16 protein-coding genes and 1 pseudogene are annotated in these 15,137 nt (G+C 39.3%); 6 read left to right on the forward strand and 11 right to left on the reverse strand.

Annotated features, from left to right (window positions below):
• Positions 1-92 precede the first annotated feature (92 nt).
• The 10 genes from PR834_RS00835 to rluE form a co-directional block, all read right to left on the reverse strand.
• A complete protein-coding gene (locus tag PR834_RS00835; protein WP_004253335.1) occupies positions 93-692 on the reverse strand; it encodes a LysE family translocator in 600 nt (199 codons plus the stop codon).
• Positions 693-1,023: 331 nt separating this feature from the next.
• Entirely contained in the window at positions 1,024-2,148 is a 1,125-nt protein-coding gene (locus tag PR834_RS00840) for a ribosomal protein uL16 3-hydroxylase (RefSeq protein WP_004253337.1), read from the reverse strand.
• Between the two features lie 248 nt (positions 2,149-2,396).
• Complete coding sequence (gene phoQ / locus PR834_RS00845; protein ID WP_172412197.1) at positions 2,397-3,854, reverse strand: two-component system sensor histidine kinase PhoQ; 1,458 nt, start codon at positions 3,852-3,854, stop codon at positions 2,397-2,399.
• Position 3,855: 1 nt separating this feature from the next.
• Complete coding sequence (gene phoP / locus PR834_RS00850; protein ID WP_004253350.1) at positions 3,856-4,530, reverse strand: two-component system response regulator PhoP; 675 nt, start codon at positions 4,528-4,530, stop codon at positions 3,856-3,858.
• 268 nt (positions 4,531-4,798) lie between these two features.
• Positions 4,799-5,569, reverse strand: coding sequence for a hypothetical protein (locus PR834_RS00855; RefSeq protein ID WP_004253353.1), 771 nt, complete (start codon positions 5,567-5,569; stop codon positions 4,799-4,801).
• A gap of 202 nt (positions 5,570-5,771) precedes the next feature.
• Positions 5,772-7,142 carry an adenylosuccinate lyase gene (gene purB / locus PR834_RS00860; RefSeq protein WP_004253356.1) on the reverse strand — a complete coding sequence of 457 codons (1,371 nt, stop codon included), beginning with the start codon at positions 7,140-7,142 and terminating at the stop codon, positions 5,772-5,774.
• A 17-nt stretch (positions 7,143-7,159) separates the two neighbouring features.
• Positions 7,160-7,786, reverse strand: coding sequence for a high frequency lysogenization protein HflD (gene hflD / locus PR834_RS00865; protein ID WP_004253359.1), 627 nt, complete (start codon positions 7,784-7,786; stop codon positions 7,160-7,162).
• Positions 7,787-7,788: 2 nt separating this feature from the next.
• Positions 7,789-8,892 (reverse strand): tRNA 2-thiouridine(34) synthase MnmA, encoded by a 1,104-nt coding sequence (mnmA, locus tag PR834_RS00870; RefSeq protein WP_140172584.1) that lies wholly within the window; start codon positions 8,890-8,892, stop codon positions 7,789-7,791.
• Between the two features lie 139 nt (positions 8,893-9,031).
• Positions 9,032-9,481 carry an NUDIX hydrolase gene (locus tag PR834_RS00875; RefSeq protein WP_110591826.1) on the reverse strand — a complete coding sequence of 150 codons (450 nt, stop codon included), beginning with the start codon at positions 9,479-9,481 and terminating at the stop codon, positions 9,032-9,034.
• Entirely contained in the window at positions 9,474-10,124 is a 651-nt protein-coding gene (gene rluE / locus PR834_RS00880) for a 23S rRNA pseudouridine(2457) synthase RluE (protein WP_141395901.1), read from the reverse strand. The genes PR834_RS00875 and rluE overlap by 8 nt, the downstream gene beginning before the upstream one ends.
• 540 nt (positions 10,125-10,664) lie before the next feature.
• Between rluE and icd the strand changes: the two genes are divergently transcribed.
• Positions 10,665-11,918: an NADP-dependent isocitrate dehydrogenase gene (gene icd, locus PR834_RS00885; RefSeq protein ID WP_004253371.1), complete on the forward strand. Its 1,254-nt coding sequence runs from the start codon at positions 10,665-10,667 to the stop codon at positions 11,916-11,918.
• A 139-nt stretch (positions 11,919-12,057) separates the two neighbouring features.
• On the opposite strand, the pseudogene PR834_RS00890 reads toward icd, so the two are convergent.
• Positions 12,058-12,216: pseudogene (locus tag PR834_RS00890) on the reverse strand (integrase); the annotation flags it as partial.
• Positions 12,217-12,254: 38 nt separating this feature from the next.
• Between PR834_RS00890 and PR834_RS00895 the strand changes: the two are divergent.
• From PR834_RS00895 to PR834_RS00915, 5 genes are all read left to right on the forward strand, one after another.
• Complete coding sequence (locus PR834_RS00895; RefSeq protein ID WP_231137162.1) at positions 12,255-12,608, forward strand: colicin-like bacteriocin tRNase domain-containing protein; 354 nt, start codon at positions 12,255-12,257, stop codon at positions 12,606-12,608.
• 5 nt (positions 12,609-12,613) lie between these two features.
• Positions 12,614-13,369 carry an HNH endonuclease signature motif containing protein gene (locus PR834_RS00900; RefSeq protein ID WP_180312629.1) on the forward strand — a complete coding sequence of 252 codons (756 nt, stop codon included), beginning with the start codon at positions 12,614-12,616 and terminating at the stop codon, positions 13,367-13,369.
• Positions 13,370-13,371: 2 nt separating this feature from the next.
• Positions 13,372-13,632, forward strand: a complete 261-nt coding sequence (locus PR834_RS00905) for a bacteriocin immunity protein (protein ID WP_094960452.1) — start codon at positions 13,372-13,374, stop codon at positions 13,630-13,632.
• A 365-nt stretch (positions 13,633-13,997) separates the two neighbouring features.
• Complete coding sequence (locus PR834_RS00910) at positions 13,998-14,348, forward strand: hypothetical protein (RefSeq protein WP_004253374.1); 351 nt, start codon at positions 13,998-14,000, stop codon at positions 14,346-14,348.
• 18 nt (positions 14,349-14,366) lie between these two features.
• Complete coding sequence (locus tag PR834_RS00915) at positions 14,367-15,098, forward strand: hypothetical protein (protein ID WP_136135175.1); 732 nt, start codon at positions 14,367-14,369, stop codon at positions 15,096-15,098.
• Positions 15,099-15,137 lie beyond the last annotated feature (39 nt).

The raw sequence follows: 15,137 nt of genomic DNA on the forward strand, positions 1-15,137 counted from the left end.
CGAAAATCAATAAATTGATTTTCCTAATTTATTTTCAAAACCTATTCGACTTGTCGCCAAACATAATATGTTTGTCAGCACTCTTACTGTTGTTATTGAAATAATACAGAAATACCACTAAGTGCCAGTAAAACTCCCATGACTAAATTAAACCGCTTTAATGTCTTAGGTTGTTTTAGCCTTTCTCTTAATTTACTACCAAACATAGCCCAGATAGCAACACATGGCCAATTGATGGCTGCAAATATGACAGCGACTTGCAACATTGATAAATAAGGTGAAATTGTATTGGTATACATCGCCATTCCAGAGACTGCCATCATCCAGGCTTTAGGATTTATCCATTGAAATAATGCTGCTTCTAAGAAAGTTAGTGGTTTAATTTCTTGGTTATTTGTCTGTGCAATTGAATGGCTAATAGTGGTTTTCCATGCAAGCCAGAACAAATAAATAATTCCAAAATATTTTAATATCGAATAAACCATAGGGGATGATTGAATCAATGCGCCCACCCCTAGCCCTACTGCCACTAACATAATAAGAAAACCAATTGATACTCCAAATGAATGAGGTAATGTTTTTCTAAATCCAAAATTAATACCTGAAGCAAGTAACATAATATTATTTGGGCCTGGAGTTATGGATGTCACAAAGGAAAACAATGATAAAGCCAAAAGAGTTTCTATGTTCATGTTGTTATCATCTTTAAAAGGGACAATTAACGCTGTGCGTGACTGGCGACGGTGAAGTCAAAACAGTTTAAAATTGAATCAAATAATGTGCTTTATCTTTGCGTGCTTACGGGCAAGAAGGGGACATATTGCGAGTAGGTGCTAGCGGGATATAATATATATTAAAATAAATAATTTAGTTATTAATAATGATGTGTTAATTGTAGTCAGCGGTTTTCAATTGATGGTCAGGAGGGCGCTGCCATATCATACTAATAATATTATTTTTAATAAAAGACCCATAATGAATGGGCCTTTTTCACAAATATAAATTTAATATTATCAGTACCGATTAATCATCAAAATACCAATATCCATTATTAACGAGCGCAGTAAGCAGTGCGATGAAATTAACATCATCAATGGCATCAGCTAAATTTTCGCTATTAACGGCATCATAGCGGCATAAACTATCAGCGGCCTCATAACACTCAGTTTCCAAGCATTCACCATTAACAAAAAATTGGTCGCCAACGCGTAATGCTCTGAGACCATTTAATTTGTATAAGGTTTCTTGCTGAGTTTTTAGCAAATCATAGATTTCTTCTTGCTCATAAGGCGGTTCAGGTGGCGCAATGTCTAACTCGTGGCGTGATTGGGAGATAAACTCACCTAACCATTTGCGAAAGAGCTCAGGGTCATTAATGAGTGATTCCATCATCTCACGCAGCTTAATTTGTTCACCTTGCAAGATCTCCGCGGGGTTATCACGGAATGATAAATCAGGGTCACTATAGCGGTAGCTGCCTAAATCGTTAGAAATTAAGTGATCGGCAAAGCTACTGATTAATTCACGAGTATTTGGTGCACGAAAGCCAACCGAGTAATTTAATGAAGGTTCAATGGCGTAGCCTTCATGTGGGAACCCAGGTGGAATGTACAAAATATCGCCGGGTTCCATTTCTTCGTCTATGATGGCATCGAAAGGTTGTACTTGCAGTAAGTCAGGGTGCGGGCAATGTTGTTTCATTGGGATTTTTTCGCCCACGCGCCAACGACGGCGGCCTTCACCTTGAATAATAAATACATCGTATTGGTCGAGGTGAGGACCTACACCACCGCCGGGGACCGAGTAGGAGATCATTAAATCGTCCATTCGCCAGTCTGAAAGTACACGGAATGGTTTCATCAACGCAGAGCTTGGGTGATGCCAATGGTCAACAGCCTGAACTAAAATAGACCAATTTTCTTCACCGAGATGGTCATAGCTTTCAAATGGGCCATGGCCAACTTGCCAAATCCCTTCTTTATGGCTAACTAAACGGCTATCAACCTCATCTTCCATCGCCAAACCTGCAAGTTCGTCAGGCGAGATAGGGTCAATAAAATTTGCAAACCCTTTTTTGATAAGCAGTGGGCGCTTCTGCCAGTGACTGTCGAGGAAACTTTGCCAGTCGAGATTTAGTTTGTAATCCATCTTATTGTCCCTTGGAGCTGCTAAATATAGCTAATCAGTTTATTGCAATATACCCGGTCTCAATACTACAAAATGACCTATATGTGTAATGGTATGATGTTAAATAAACTTTATGAGAAACATATAGTAAAGGTTTATCTTGAGAGTAAACCAATCAGTTACCCTAAATTACTTTTCATAAAACACTTCACAAATAGTATACCGGAAATGGTTTGTAAAATAGGGGGTAAACGGACACATATCACAGATTAACTATCTTCAATCATAGATTGCTGCCTAAATGTGACGGATAAACGCGCTCCGCCAAGAGGGCTGTCACTAATTATGATTTCCCCGTCATATTGGTCGATAATATCCACTGCAATAGATAAGCCTAAACCTTGACCTGGGCGAAGGGTGTCTGCGCGTTGCCCTCGAACGAAGATCAAACTACGTTTGCTTTCAGGCACCCCTGGGCCGTCATCATCGACAACTAATGTTAAGCTATCAGCACCTACAACAGCACTAACTTCAACAAATTCAAGGCAATACTTACACGCATTTTCCATGATATTACCCATCACTTCCATAAAATCATTGGGTTGACCCAGCCATGTTGTTTCAGGAGAAACATTAACCGTTATAGAAACCCCTTTGTGCTGATAAACTTTATGTAGGGCACTTGCAAGGCTATCTAGTATTGATGGGACAGATGAAATTTCACGTAGCATCATGTTTTCATCACCTTGCGTTGATGCGCGGTGTAAATAATAACCCACCTGTTGAGAAATACGGCCAATTTGTTCAAGCATGATAGGCTCTGCTTGTTCAATGTTCATTTGTTTGCCTGAACGAAGTAGCCGCAATGTTGACTGTAAAACAGCTAAAGGTGTCTTTAAACTGTGTGTTAAATCAGAAAGTGTGGTGCGATATTTACTGTAGCGTTTTCGTTCATTCGTTAACAAAATATTAAGGTTGCGTACTAGGCCGCGAAGCTCATACGGTGGGTTCTCATCCAGAGTATCCCGTTCACCTTTTTCTAGGCTACTGAGTTGTGATACTAATGATTTAATTGGCCGTAGACTCCAATAAGCAGCTAGCCATAATAACGGGATGACTAAGATTAAATTAGCCAGCAAAACATAACCAAACCACTCCCAAACTAACCCGGTATTTTGTAAGTCTTGTGGTAGAGTATCTACAACGACTATGGTGAGTGGGGGCAGGTTTTCACTTGCTGCATATTGGTTGACGGACACGGAATGAGTCAGCGGTTCGTCATCGTTATCCATGTCATCTAACTTTGTATTGAATTCGGGGTTATCGTCTAGGAGTTGGCGGGTTTCACGAATATCCGTATCAATTTCATATAAGCCCTCTTTTTTTAGCCAATCATTACGGATCAGCCGTTCAACGCTAGGCACATCACGTTGGCGCCATAGCACAAGCCCTTGTTCATCATAAATAATAACCAAAGTTGGGTTATTCAAAGTAAAATTTGGTGGGACTCGGATGTCAATTTTATTATTTTGCCATTGGGCTAGGCTATAAATTAAGTTACTTTGGCTACGTAATAAGGTGTAAGTCGTTTTATCAAAACTAATTAAATACCCCAAAATCGCAACAATACCATAGGATAAAGTGAGCGCTAAGATTACCGCTGATGTTGCACAAAGAAAACGTGCTCGTAGCGAAAGGGGTTTGAACTTAAATTTACTTAGCCACATATTAGCCATTCACATCAAAACGATAGCCTTGACCGCGTACAGTAACAATTACATCATCACTATGGAATTGTTGAATTTTTTTGCGTAATCGGCCCATTAAAACATCGATAGTATGACTTTCTCTAAGTTCGGCATCTGGATAAAGCTGGCGCATTAGCGAGTCTTTGCTAACCACTTTTCCATTATTGCGGAGCAGTGTTTCAATAATGGTGTATTCAAAAGCCGTTAATTTGACGGTTTCACCATTAACTGTAAATTCTTTACGTGAGAGGTCAATAACGAAATTACCTAATTCGAGAACTTGTGAAGCGAGACCGCTATTTCTGCGCATTAAAGCTTGCATACGGGCGACCAGCTCTTCTAGCTGGAAAGGTTTCGTCACGTAGTCATCTGCACCACTGTTTAGCGCTTGTACTTTTTCTTGCCAACTCTCCCGAGCCGTCAATACTAAAAGTGGAATATTGACGTGCTCACCACGCCAGCGTTTTATCATGGAAAGCCCGTCTTCATCAGGTAAGCCCAAATCGACAACCGCGATATCTGGACAACTTTCGTGTAAAAAATAGTCAGCTTCTTTTGCGTCTTCAGCGGAGTCAACCTGATGACCCAGATCTTTAAGCTGTACGGTTAAATGGTGGCGAAGTAACGCATTGTCTTCGACAATAAGAATACGCATCGGAAACCCTCACATTGAAAAGAGATAGCTACAACTGATTCAAATAGTAGCACTAGTAACGCTATGGTAAAAAGAGTTCTGAATAACGACAAGAGATTAAGTAAATATAAATCAAACGAACCGGAAAAATAGTTTATTTTCACTAAGGCGCAGATATGAGGTGTTGATTGTGTAAATATGTGAAGAAATATAGTTGATAAAAAAATGAATATGACCTAGTTATATTTTTGTCTGCAAATAAAATTTAGAATTCTTAATAATCAATGCATTAATTCTTTTTAGGAACACGTTGAATATAACGTAAAGAGATGAATTGAACAATTAACGCGCAGATAATTGCTATGGTATAGGCAGCGAACAAATTAAATTTAGGTAACACGAGGCTTAAACTATAGAAGAAAACCGCAAAGCTGAATAGCCCCGCTACGAGTCCTCTCATAACTCGCTGAGCTGCTTGCGCGTTTATCATAATATATGAAAATACAGCTAATATTGACGCCATAAAAGGATATGAGGCTAAAACACCACTTGCTCCTGCACCAATAAATGGCGCAATTAAAGTCACCCCCACCACCAGCACGGCAATTAATAACATTCTCGCTGGCAAATCCCATCTGGGAGGAGATAGTTTTTTAAAATTCACGGGTACATTAGGTATAAAAATCATTGCTATCATCATAATTAGGATATCAATGATGAATAACATTGATTGAGAAAGCTGACTGACTTGTAAAATATAAGCGGTCACACTAAATGTGAGTGTCGCTATAATGAGAGCTTTGCAACAGCCATATGCAACTAAAAAATAAAACACGACCGCAAAACAAGCCTGCGCAGCCGTTGCTGATAATGAGCCTAAAGTTGCTTGCGTGGCAAATTCTGTGCCATATTCGAGAGCAAGGAAAAAAGAGATAGGGCCAGAGGTCAACGGTAAGCCGACAATAAGGCCGCCAATGGATTCACCCCATCGGCGAGCAGCAAGGCTTGCTGTTAGTAATAAAAGTGGCGTGATAACGACTTTGAAAACGAATAGTTCCATTATCTATAGCCGCCTTAGTTTATAATACATATATAGGTAATAAATAGTTCGGATAGTGCAACTAACCAATTAATAATAGAACGATATGTTAAAGTAAGAACTGATTTAGCGGTGTGATATTAGTATCACTAATACGAGAAAAAATCGAAAAGATTAAGTAAAAAGGGCGACTTAGAAGCCGCCCATTTTGAAAATATTGAGACTATTTTAGTTCATCAATAAAAGTGACAGCGTAACCGATATAGTTAGCCGGCGTCATTTCTTTTAACCGCGATTTTTCGTGTTCTGGCAAATCTAAACCATCAATAAATTGTTTCATCCCTTCAGCGGTAACGCGTTTGCCACGGGTCAATTCTTTGAGTTTTTCATATGGTTTTTCAATACCATAGCGGCGCATTACAGTTTGAATAGGCTCAGCTAATACTTCCCAGTTTTGGTCTAATTCATCCAGTAAATGCTGTTCATTAACTTCTAATTTGTTTAAGCCTTTCATGGTTGATTGATAAGCAATCAATGCATAACCTAGGCCGACACCGAGATTACGTAATACAGTCGAGTCCGTTAAGTCACGCTGCCAGCGAGAAACAGGGAGCTTGCTCGCTAAATGACCTAAGACGGCATTTGCTAACCCTAAGTTACCTTCAGAGTTTTCAAAATCAATCGGGTTCACTTTGTGTGGCATGGTAGAAGAGCCAATTTCACCAGCGATTGTTTTTTGTTTGAAGTGATTTAATGCGATGTAGCCCCAAATATCACGGTCGAAATCTAACACGATAGTGTTAAAACGAGCGACACAATCAAATAACTCAGCAATATAATCATGAGGTTCAATTTGCGTGGTGAATGGGTTCCATTGGATGCCTAAAGACGTAACGAAGGTTTCGCTAAATTCGTGCCAGTTAACTTCAGGGTAAGCGACCATGTGTGCATTATAGTTACCAACTGCGCCATTGATTTTACCTAAAATTTCAACTTGTTGCAGCTGACGGAATTGGCGTTCCAAACGATAAGCAACGTTGGCAAACTCTTTACCAATGGTGGAAGGCGTTGCAGGTTGGCCGTGAGTACGCGATAGCAACGGCAAATTGCGGTACTCATGAGCCATTGTTTTGATTTTATCAATAATTTGACGCCATTGTGGCAGTAATACTTCTTCGCGAGCAGTTTTCAGCATTAATGCGTGCGAAAGGTTATTAATATCTTCTGAAGTACAAGCGAAGTGGATAAATTCAGAAACTGCATGAAGAGCAGGGATGTTGGCTACTTTTTCTTTTAGGAAATATTCTACAGCTTTCACATCATGGTTGGTTGTGCGTTCAATTTCTTTGATACGCATTGCGTCTTTTTCACAGAAGTTCGCGACAATTTCATCTAAGTAAGCGATTGCGTCAGCGTCAAATGAAGGAACTTCTTTGATTTGAGCGGTTGCAGCCAGTTTTTGTAGCCAGCGAACTTCAACTTGTACGCGAAATTTCAGTAAACCAAACTCACTAAAAATAGTGCGTAACGCGCTGACTTTATCACCGTAACGGCCGTCAATCGGGGATACAGCGGTCAGTGAGGATAATTCCATTGGTAGCAACTCCAGATTTAAAGGTGAGACAAAATATCTTTCGCCTGATTAGCCAGACGATTGCGAGAGAACATGAGTTGGATACGACTTCCACCAACTTGTTGCCAAAGCACTGCGCAGCGAATACCTGCGAGCAAAGTGGCTCTAACTTTTGCTTGAACGAGTGTATTTTTGAGAATGTCTGGGGAACCAGTGACTTGAATTCGAGGCCCAGCAGGGCTGACCACGTCGACGTAAATACCCGCAAGTGCGTTAAACACACCTTCAGAGAGCGGTTCAAAATAGTCAGCTTGGCGCTCAAATTGCTCAATACGTTGACCAAGTTGGTTCATCGCTTCTTGATTTTTATTAAGACGGCGCTCAAGTACCATAATACTTAACATATAACGTGTCATTTCAGCGGATAAACCACTGTTACCGCCTGTTAACATGCCTAACATGGCATTGAGACCAGTCTTTAAATTTTCGGCATCATTACCAAATACATCCAAAGTTGATTTTGGATTCATATTGGTGAGGCAATTGACCATGGTTTCAGTGTCTTTCTCGAGACAAACACCTTCATGTGCGAGTTTTTGAACCATCGCGCTTGCTTGGCAGATACCCGCTAAAGCAAGCGTAATGTCGTAATAGTTTTTTGCCACATTTACTCCTGAATACGGGCTTCAATAATACCGCCACCGAGACAGACTTCATCGATATAAAATACGGCGGATTGACCTGGAGTGACAGCCGCGACTGGGTAGTCAAATGCAACTTCAATGCGATCATCACTTAATGGGGTTATTGTACAAGGGATATCCGCTTGACGATAACGTGTTTTTACTACACAACGTAGTGGTTCAGTCATTGTTTTACGGTCAACCCAATGTAATTGCTGAGCAATTAACCCAACAGACATTAACCTAGGGTGTTCATGGCCTTGAGCAACGATAAGAATATTATTTTCAACGTCTTTATCGACAACATACCAAGGTTCTTCAGAGCCCTCTTTTGTACCACCGATACCTAAACCTTTACGCTGACCTAAGGTGTGGTACATCAAACCTTCATGTTGACCAATTGTTTCGCCATCGACAGTGACGATAGGGCCGGGTTGAGCAGGTAAGTAGCGGCCTAAAAAGTCGCGAAACTTACGCTCACCAATGAAACAAATCCCTGTGGAGTCCTTTTTTTTCGCAGTAACTAAGCCAATTTCTTCGGCAATACGGCGTACTTCAGGTTTTTCGAGCTCACCAACTGGAAAAAGGCTTTTAGCGACTTGCTCGTGACTCAGGGTATATAAAAAATAACTTTGGTCTTTGTTGCCATCTAAGCCACGTAATAATTGGCTTTTACCATCGATATCACGGCGACGTACATAATGACCAGTGGCAATGTAATCTGCGCCTAAATCTTCAGCAGCAAATTCTAAGAAAGCTTTAAATTTGATTTCTTTGTTGCAGAGAATATCTGGGTTCGGTGTGCGACCAGCTTTATATTCAGTTAAAAAATGTTCGAAGACATTGTCCCAATATTCAGCAGCGAAATTAATGGTATGAAGTTCAATACCCAGTTTGTCACACACGGCTTGCGCATCGGCAAGGTCAGCCGCAGCTGAGCAATATTCTGTGTCGTCATCTTCTTCCCAATTCTTCATAAACAGACCAGCAACCTGATACCCTTGTTGCTGTAGCAAGTAAGCGGATACAGAGGAGTCAACACCACCGGACATACCGACGATGACTTTTTTTTGGCTGTTATCTGACATGGTACTATTATTTGACATGGAAATATCTCACTGCGGAAAAATCAAGCCCCATACTTTAGCATGTTGTTCCCGCATTACACCAGAGTTAGAGGGGAATATTATTGCTTGGTGAAATCTTCACCAAGCAGAAGTTTAGTGCTTAGCGATAATGATCGCCGTAAGCAGTTAAGATGTCGAGAGGATAATGTTTTCCTGTGAGAAAACAGCGTAAACTTTCAGCCACTAATGGTGAACGCAGGCAGTTGCTATCTAAAATTTCTTTGGCGGTCAGCCAGTGGCATTCGCTAATATCACTGTCTTGTGGCTGTGTTTCACAAATGGATTCAAGTTCTACGGCGAACAAAAAGCGGATAAACTGGGTTTTATCTGGGGCAATCCATTGGTGAATTTTAATTAATTGTGTTGGTGTGGCTTTGATTCCAGTTTCTTCTAGTAATTCACGTTCGGCGGCTTGCAAAATCGTCTCACCAGCTTCTAAGTGCCCAGCGGGTTGATTCCAAGTGGGTTTGTCGTTTATCCACTCTTCCACGACTAAAAATTTGCCTTGAGCATGCACAACAGTTGCTACAGTCACATTAGGTTTAAACAACAGTTATCTCCTTCCATTCGCCAACTGAAAGATTTCCCAAATTAAATTCACCAATCTGATAGCGAATTAGCCTAAGTGTTGGAAAACCTATATTTGCCGTCATACGACGGACTTGCCGATTACGTCCTTCATATAAGGTGATTTTTAACCAACTGGTCGGGATATTTTTACGTTCCCGTATAGGCGGGTTTCTTTGCCATAGCCATTCTGGTTCATCAACTAGTTCGATCCCTGCGGGGAGCGTTGGACCATCATTTAATGTTAATCCTCGCCGAAATTTTAGCAATGCATCTTCGCTGGGAATACCCTCTACTTGAGCATAGTATATTTTCCCTGTTTTTTTCTGTGGTTGCGTTAAACGGGCCTGTAGTTTTCCATCATTAGTTAAAATTAATAAGCCTTCACTGTCCCTATCAAGGCGTCCTGCTGCGTATACATCGGTGATTGGAATATATTTTTTTAATGTATCGCGGCCTTGTTCATCAGTAAATTGAGGTAAAACATCAAAGGGTTTGTTAAATAAAATGATTTTAGTTGGTGTTTGCGAACTAACCGAAATCCGCTTAGCTCTATGCTTTAACGCAGTAGAGGTTGGCGAGTAACGATTTTTTTTCGGAACTGATTTTTTGTTCGGTCTGTTCATGGTCATTCAATGAGAATTTATTGGTTTTAATTTATGGCGATTTATTCCATCTAGTGTAGGAGATTTAGCGGTTTGATCCTAGAACGTATTTTTCATGGTGATGTAATATTTAATTAACAACTTTAAAAACATTTAAATCAATAAAAACAATTTTTCATTTAAAAATAAGTACATATGAGTTTGTTTGGATGACGATAGTGTGAGCGGAACGTGTTTTTAATTTGAGTTAACTTGCTAGTATTATTTGTTGTTAGGAAATTATTTTAACAAAAGTTAAGTCATTCGCTCAAATGCGTCGTTGACAACTTTTCGTCGTGGTTTGATTTATTTCTAATAATGGAATGCTTAAATTAATTTATTGATTTAACAGTGTTTATAAATAGTTATTTGATTAACTTACAAGATAAAACAGTACGTTAAATGCGATCGGCATTGAAGCTTAGATGAGTAATCATTGGCGTTCGACGCAGATTGAAGTAGTATTGACACGTCTCTTACAAAAAATTAACAAGCAAAATACGCAAGTGAAAGGAGAGGTTAATGGAAAGCAAAGTAGTAGTTCCGGCAGAAGGCGCTAAAATTACCATTGATGCAAAAGGCAAGCTAAACGTTCCGAACAACCCAATTATCCCTTATATCGAAGGTGACGGCATTGGTATCGATGTTACACCAGCAATGTTAAAAGTGGTTGATGCGGCAGTTAAAAAAGCCTACAACGGTGAGCGCAAAATTTCTTGGATGGAAGTTTACACCGGTGAAAAATCTACACAAATTTATGGTAAAGATGTTTGGTTACCAGAAGAAACCCTCGATTTAATCCGTGATTACCGTGTTTCAATTAAAGGTCCTTTAACAACTCCTGTTGGTGGTGGTATTCGTTCCTTGAACGTTGCACTACGTCAACAACTTGACCTGTATATCTGTTTACGTCCTGTTCGCTACTACAAAGGCACGCCAAGCCCAGTTAAACAACCCGAATTGACGGATATGGTTATTTTCCGTGAAAACTCTGAAGATATCTATGCGGGTATTGAGTGGAAAGCGGGTAGTGCAGAAGCAGACAAAGTTATTAAATTCCTGAAAGATGAAATGGGTGTGACTAAAATCCGTTTCCCACAAGACTGTGGTATTGGTATTAAACCTTGTTCAGAAGAAGGCACAAAGCGTTTAGTTCGTGCAGCAATTGAATATGCTATTGATAACGGCCGTGATTCAGTGACTTTAGTTCATAAAGGTAACATTATGAAATTCACTGAAGGTGCATTTAAAGATTGGGGATACCAATTAGCACAAGAGGAATTCGGCGGTGAATTATTAGATGGCGGCCCATGGGTTAAAATTAAAAACCCTAAAACAGGCAAAGATATCATTGTTAAAGATGTTATTGCAGATGCTTTCTTACAACAAATCCTGCTGCGCCCAGCTGAATATGATGTTATCGCGTGTATGAACCTAAATGGTGACTACATTTCTGATGCATTAGCAGCACAAGTCGGTGGTATCGGTATTGCACCAGGTGCGAATATTGGTTCTGAATGCGCATTATTTGAAGCAACGCATGGTACTGCACCTAAATATGCAGGCCAAGACAAAGTTAACCCAGGCTCTATCATCCTTTCTGCTGAGATGATGCTGCGCCACATGGGTTGGACTGAAGCGGCTGACCTAATCGTTAAAGGTATGGAAGGCGCAATCGAAGCTAAGACTGTAACCTATGACTTCGAACGTCAATTAGAAGGCGCTAAATTACTGAAATGTAGCGAATTCGGTGACGCAATCATTAAACACATGTAATTTATTACGTAGTGTGATTAATAACGGGAGCCTAAAAACTCCCGTTTTATTTTGCCTAGAAAAATTCTTCTGCAAAACCACTGCAAAACAGGCTACAAAATAATCGTTATTTTAAAGCTAAAACCTGCCAATTTTTCCCTCAGTCATCATTATATTTATCAGCCATCGCTTGGCTCTTATGGCCAAGAAGTTTCTGGATATTGATACCTTGTTCTCGATAGAGTCTTTCCGATAAAGAACGTTGTTCATGAAATGAAGGTGCTGATCTTTCTGGCCATGTTAACCCGCATTTATTCTGTTGAAATTGCACCAGGTAAACCGGCATTACAGATTGAAATGACGGATAAAAAGCCGAGTGCATCGTTTAAAACACCGTCTTATGACAATGTTAAGCCAGAATCGGTTATTCCGAGTGTAACGTCTGAGATATATCAGGGGATTGTTGATTTTGGTGGCGATCATGCGCCAATTTATATTTCAATATCGAAGAATCCAACGACTGCACAAGAAAAACAACTGATTGAGGAAGCTAACCGAGATTGGCGTGCTTTATATCCAGCTGAAGCTGCAGAATTAGATTGGAAGCAAGCAAGTAGCGAGTTATCACAAGCAGATGTAGATGCTCGGACACTCAGACAGCAAAAAGAGAACTCGATAAAACTAAAAGCTCTCCGGAAGGCGGTGCTTTAACTGATGTGAGTAAAAATCCTTTACAAATTAAACAGTCAAGTCAGGTAATTTCTAGCGTATTTGGTATTGAATATATTGAAAAAATTGATAATCAAAAAGCATTGTCATATTTACTCAATCGTAATCCTGAAGATTATGTTATTAACATTTTGAGTATTGCTAGCGTATATGGATATGAGACTGATGATGGTAGCGAACCTGAAGTTCTAATTGATGATCCGGAAATTTATGAGTCTATTGTAGAGCGTTTCACATTAGCAAAAGAGCGACTTTTAGACGCTGAAAAAGCAATTAAAGAAGCAGAGAGAAAGCTGGGCATAGCTTTAGAGAAAAAGAAAAAAGCCGAAGCTAAAGAAAAGAAAGCGAAGCGTAAAAAGCCTGGCACTGCTACAGGAAAAGGCAAAAAAGTTAGCGATAAATGGCTTAATGATGCCAGTAAAGAAAATGGTGCTCCTATTCCTGAGCAAGTAGCTAATAAATTACGAGGTAAGAAATTCAACAGTTTTGATGAGTTCAGGAAGGCCATCTGGGATGAGATATCAAAATTTCCAGAATTGATTAAAAACCTTAGTAAGAATAATAAAACTCTTGTTTCTAAAGGATACTCGCCTTTTGCTAGGAAAAAAGATCAAGTTGGTGGTAGAAAGGTACATGAGTTGCACCATGACAACCCAATTAGTGAAGGGGGAGAAGTCTATAACATGGACAATTTAAGAGTTACGACCCCGAAAAGACATATTGATATCCATAGAGGTAAATAAGAATGGAACTAAAAAATAATATTACTGATTATACAGAATCTGAATTTTTAAAGTTATTAACAATTATTTGTAATGCAGATACAGCAAGTGAGGAAGAACAAATTAAGTTTGTGACTCACTTTGAAAAAGTAACAGAGCATCCAAGCGGAAGTGATCTTATTTACTACCCAGAGGATGGAGCCGATGATTCTCCAGTCGGAATTTTAAAAACAGTCAAAGAATGGCGGGCTAAAAATGGCAAGCCTAGTTTCAAAAAAGGCTAAGAACTACTGCTAATGGAATAGCTGAACATAAAGCATCAATGATTTAAGGATGAATCATTGATGCTTATCCTCTTGCCATTTCAGGTTATGGATTTGCTTAACATCAAAAATAAAGCGGCCGTATTTAATGATATTCAACTGATGGAGTCAAAAGTTTTAGAATTGATCCATAAAAATAGAGCGAAAGCTGAACCACCATGTTCAAGACGCTTATAGACTCTTATAAACGCTTATAAATGTCTATATGACATACAACTGGGCTTGTTAAGTTAGCTTAAACACTTTAATATGATCGCAGCTATCTTAAGCATATTGCTTAATTACCCGTCAAAATGTCATTAATCTAAACTAACAAGGGGGGCTATATGAGAACTGAACATACCAGATCTGTACAAACAATTAGCCATGCAACAGAACTTGTTAATACATTTTTTGATGATAATACTGAAAAGTTTTTCTCTGTTCGTCGCCTTAGTATGAGAAAGGATCCGAATAGACAGTTGTTTATTGTTACTATCGAAAATGATAACAAAAGCGATGAATATGAAATTGTTCCTTTTGCTGAGTTATCATATCGCCAAAAAAAGATTAATATAGTCGTTGACCCTAGCACGCAATATCCAGAACTAAATCAAAGCATAACTGATGTGATTGAAAAAATTAAATCTTCAATTCTTGGTTACATGTCAAATTATCAGAAGTTGTCTGTCCATTAATAAGATAGTGAGAATGGAATGGCTCCAAACTTTACCAGTAGTTACTCAAAGGATCTGAATAGAAAGCCAGAATGTGAAAGAGAAGATGAGATAGAGTCTTTCCATTATCTTACTGTTGAGGGCGATTTACTAAAAATCACGGAATACGCTCTTACTGGCAGCGAGTTTCATTATTACTCTAAAATTGTCGCATTAGGTTGTACTACTGAAGGTTTTTATGCAGACCATGCTGAGTTTTTGAGAAGTCACCGATTTTCTGATGAACATATCATTGGTGAGCTGCTTGAGTTAGGAATGCACGCGGAAGAAGATGATACTTTAATTGGGCGTGTTGCTTATAATGACTTCACTTTTTTTGATGGTTCAGCGATAAAGACAGGCAAGCAAATTAGGGGCGTGGCTATTCTTGATGATTATCAGGCTGGTGGCGTAGCTCGTAATGTTTATAAGTGCTTGTTACTGAAGCATGAATATATAGTATGTGATAACTTACAAACTATAGGTGGTGGTTCGTTGTGGGTGTCTGGCATGACCAGTATTGGTGAAGTAAGGATCTATGATACCATCCAAAAAAAATTCATTGATGTGCTATCAAAGGCTGGCTGTGGGTACAACGGTATAATCCCGTGGAGTGCAGAAGGCTTATCTCAAGCGGATATCGCTAAATGGGAGCCTAGGAAGTTATCAATGGACTCTTGCCATCATATAGTAAACATTATCAGCAAAAATAGAATTTACAATATTGACTAATGTATTAACAGCTAAACCCACTTCGGTGGGTTTTTTATT

The organism is Providencia sp. PROV182 (genome assembly GCF_028480325.1).
Classification (GTDB): Bacteria; Pseudomonadota; Gammaproteobacteria; order Enterobacterales; family Enterobacteriaceae; genus Providencia; species Providencia hangzhouensis.

What these genes read in the sequence shown, in the direction of transcription:
- PR834_RS00835 (WP_004253335.1), bottom strand. Translation starts at nt 692, where the DNA reads ATGAACATAGAAACTCTTTTGGCTTTATCATTGTTTTCCTTTGTGACA.
- PR834_RS00840 (WP_004253337.1), bottom strand. Translation starts at nt 2,148, where the DNA reads ATGGATTACAAACTAAATCTCGACTGGCAAAGTTTCCTCGACAGTCAC.
- phoQ (WP_172412197.1), bottom strand. Translation starts at nt 3,854, where the DNA reads ATGTGGCTAAGTAAATTTAAGTTCAAACCCCTTTCGCTACGAGCACGT.
- phoP (WP_004253350.1), bottom strand. Translation starts at nt 4,530, where the DNA reads ATGCGTATTCTTATTGTCGAAGACAATGCGTTACTTCGCCACCATTTA.
- PR834_RS00855 (WP_004253353.1), bottom strand. Translation starts at nt 5,569, where the DNA reads ATGGAACTATTCGTTTTCAAAGTCGTTATCACGCCACTTTTATTACTA.
- purB (WP_004253356.1), bottom strand. Translation starts at nt 7,142, where the DNA reads ATGGAATTATCCTCACTGACCGCTGTATCCCCGATTGACGGCCGTTAC.
- mnmA (WP_140172584.1), bottom strand. Translation starts at nt 8,892, where the DNA reads ATGTCAGATAACAGCCAAAAAAAAGTCATCGTCGGTATGTCCGGTGGT.
- rluE (WP_141395901.1), bottom strand. Translation starts at nt 10,124, where the DNA reads ATGAACAGACCGAACAAAAAATCAGTTCCGAAAAAAAATCGTTACTCG.
- icd (WP_004253371.1), top strand. Translation starts at nt 10,665, where the DNA reads ATGGAAAGCAAAGTAGTAGTTCCGGCAGAAGGCGCTAAAATTACCATT.
- PR834_RS00895 (WP_231137162.1), top strand. Translation starts at nt 12,255, where the DNA reads ATGACGGATAAAAAGCCGAGTGCATCGTTTAAAACACCGTCTTATGAC.
- PR834_RS00905 (WP_094960452.1), top strand. Translation starts at nt 13,372, where the DNA reads ATGGAACTAAAAAATAATATTACTGATTATACAGAATCTGAATTTTTA.
- PR834_RS00910 (WP_004253374.1), top strand. Translation starts at nt 13,998, where the DNA reads ATGAGAACTGAACATACCAGATCTGTACAAACAATTAGCCATGCAACA.
- PR834_RS00915 (WP_136135175.1), top strand. Translation starts at nt 14,367, where the DNA reads ATGGCTCCAAACTTTACCAGTAGTTACTCAAAGGATCTGAATAGAAAG.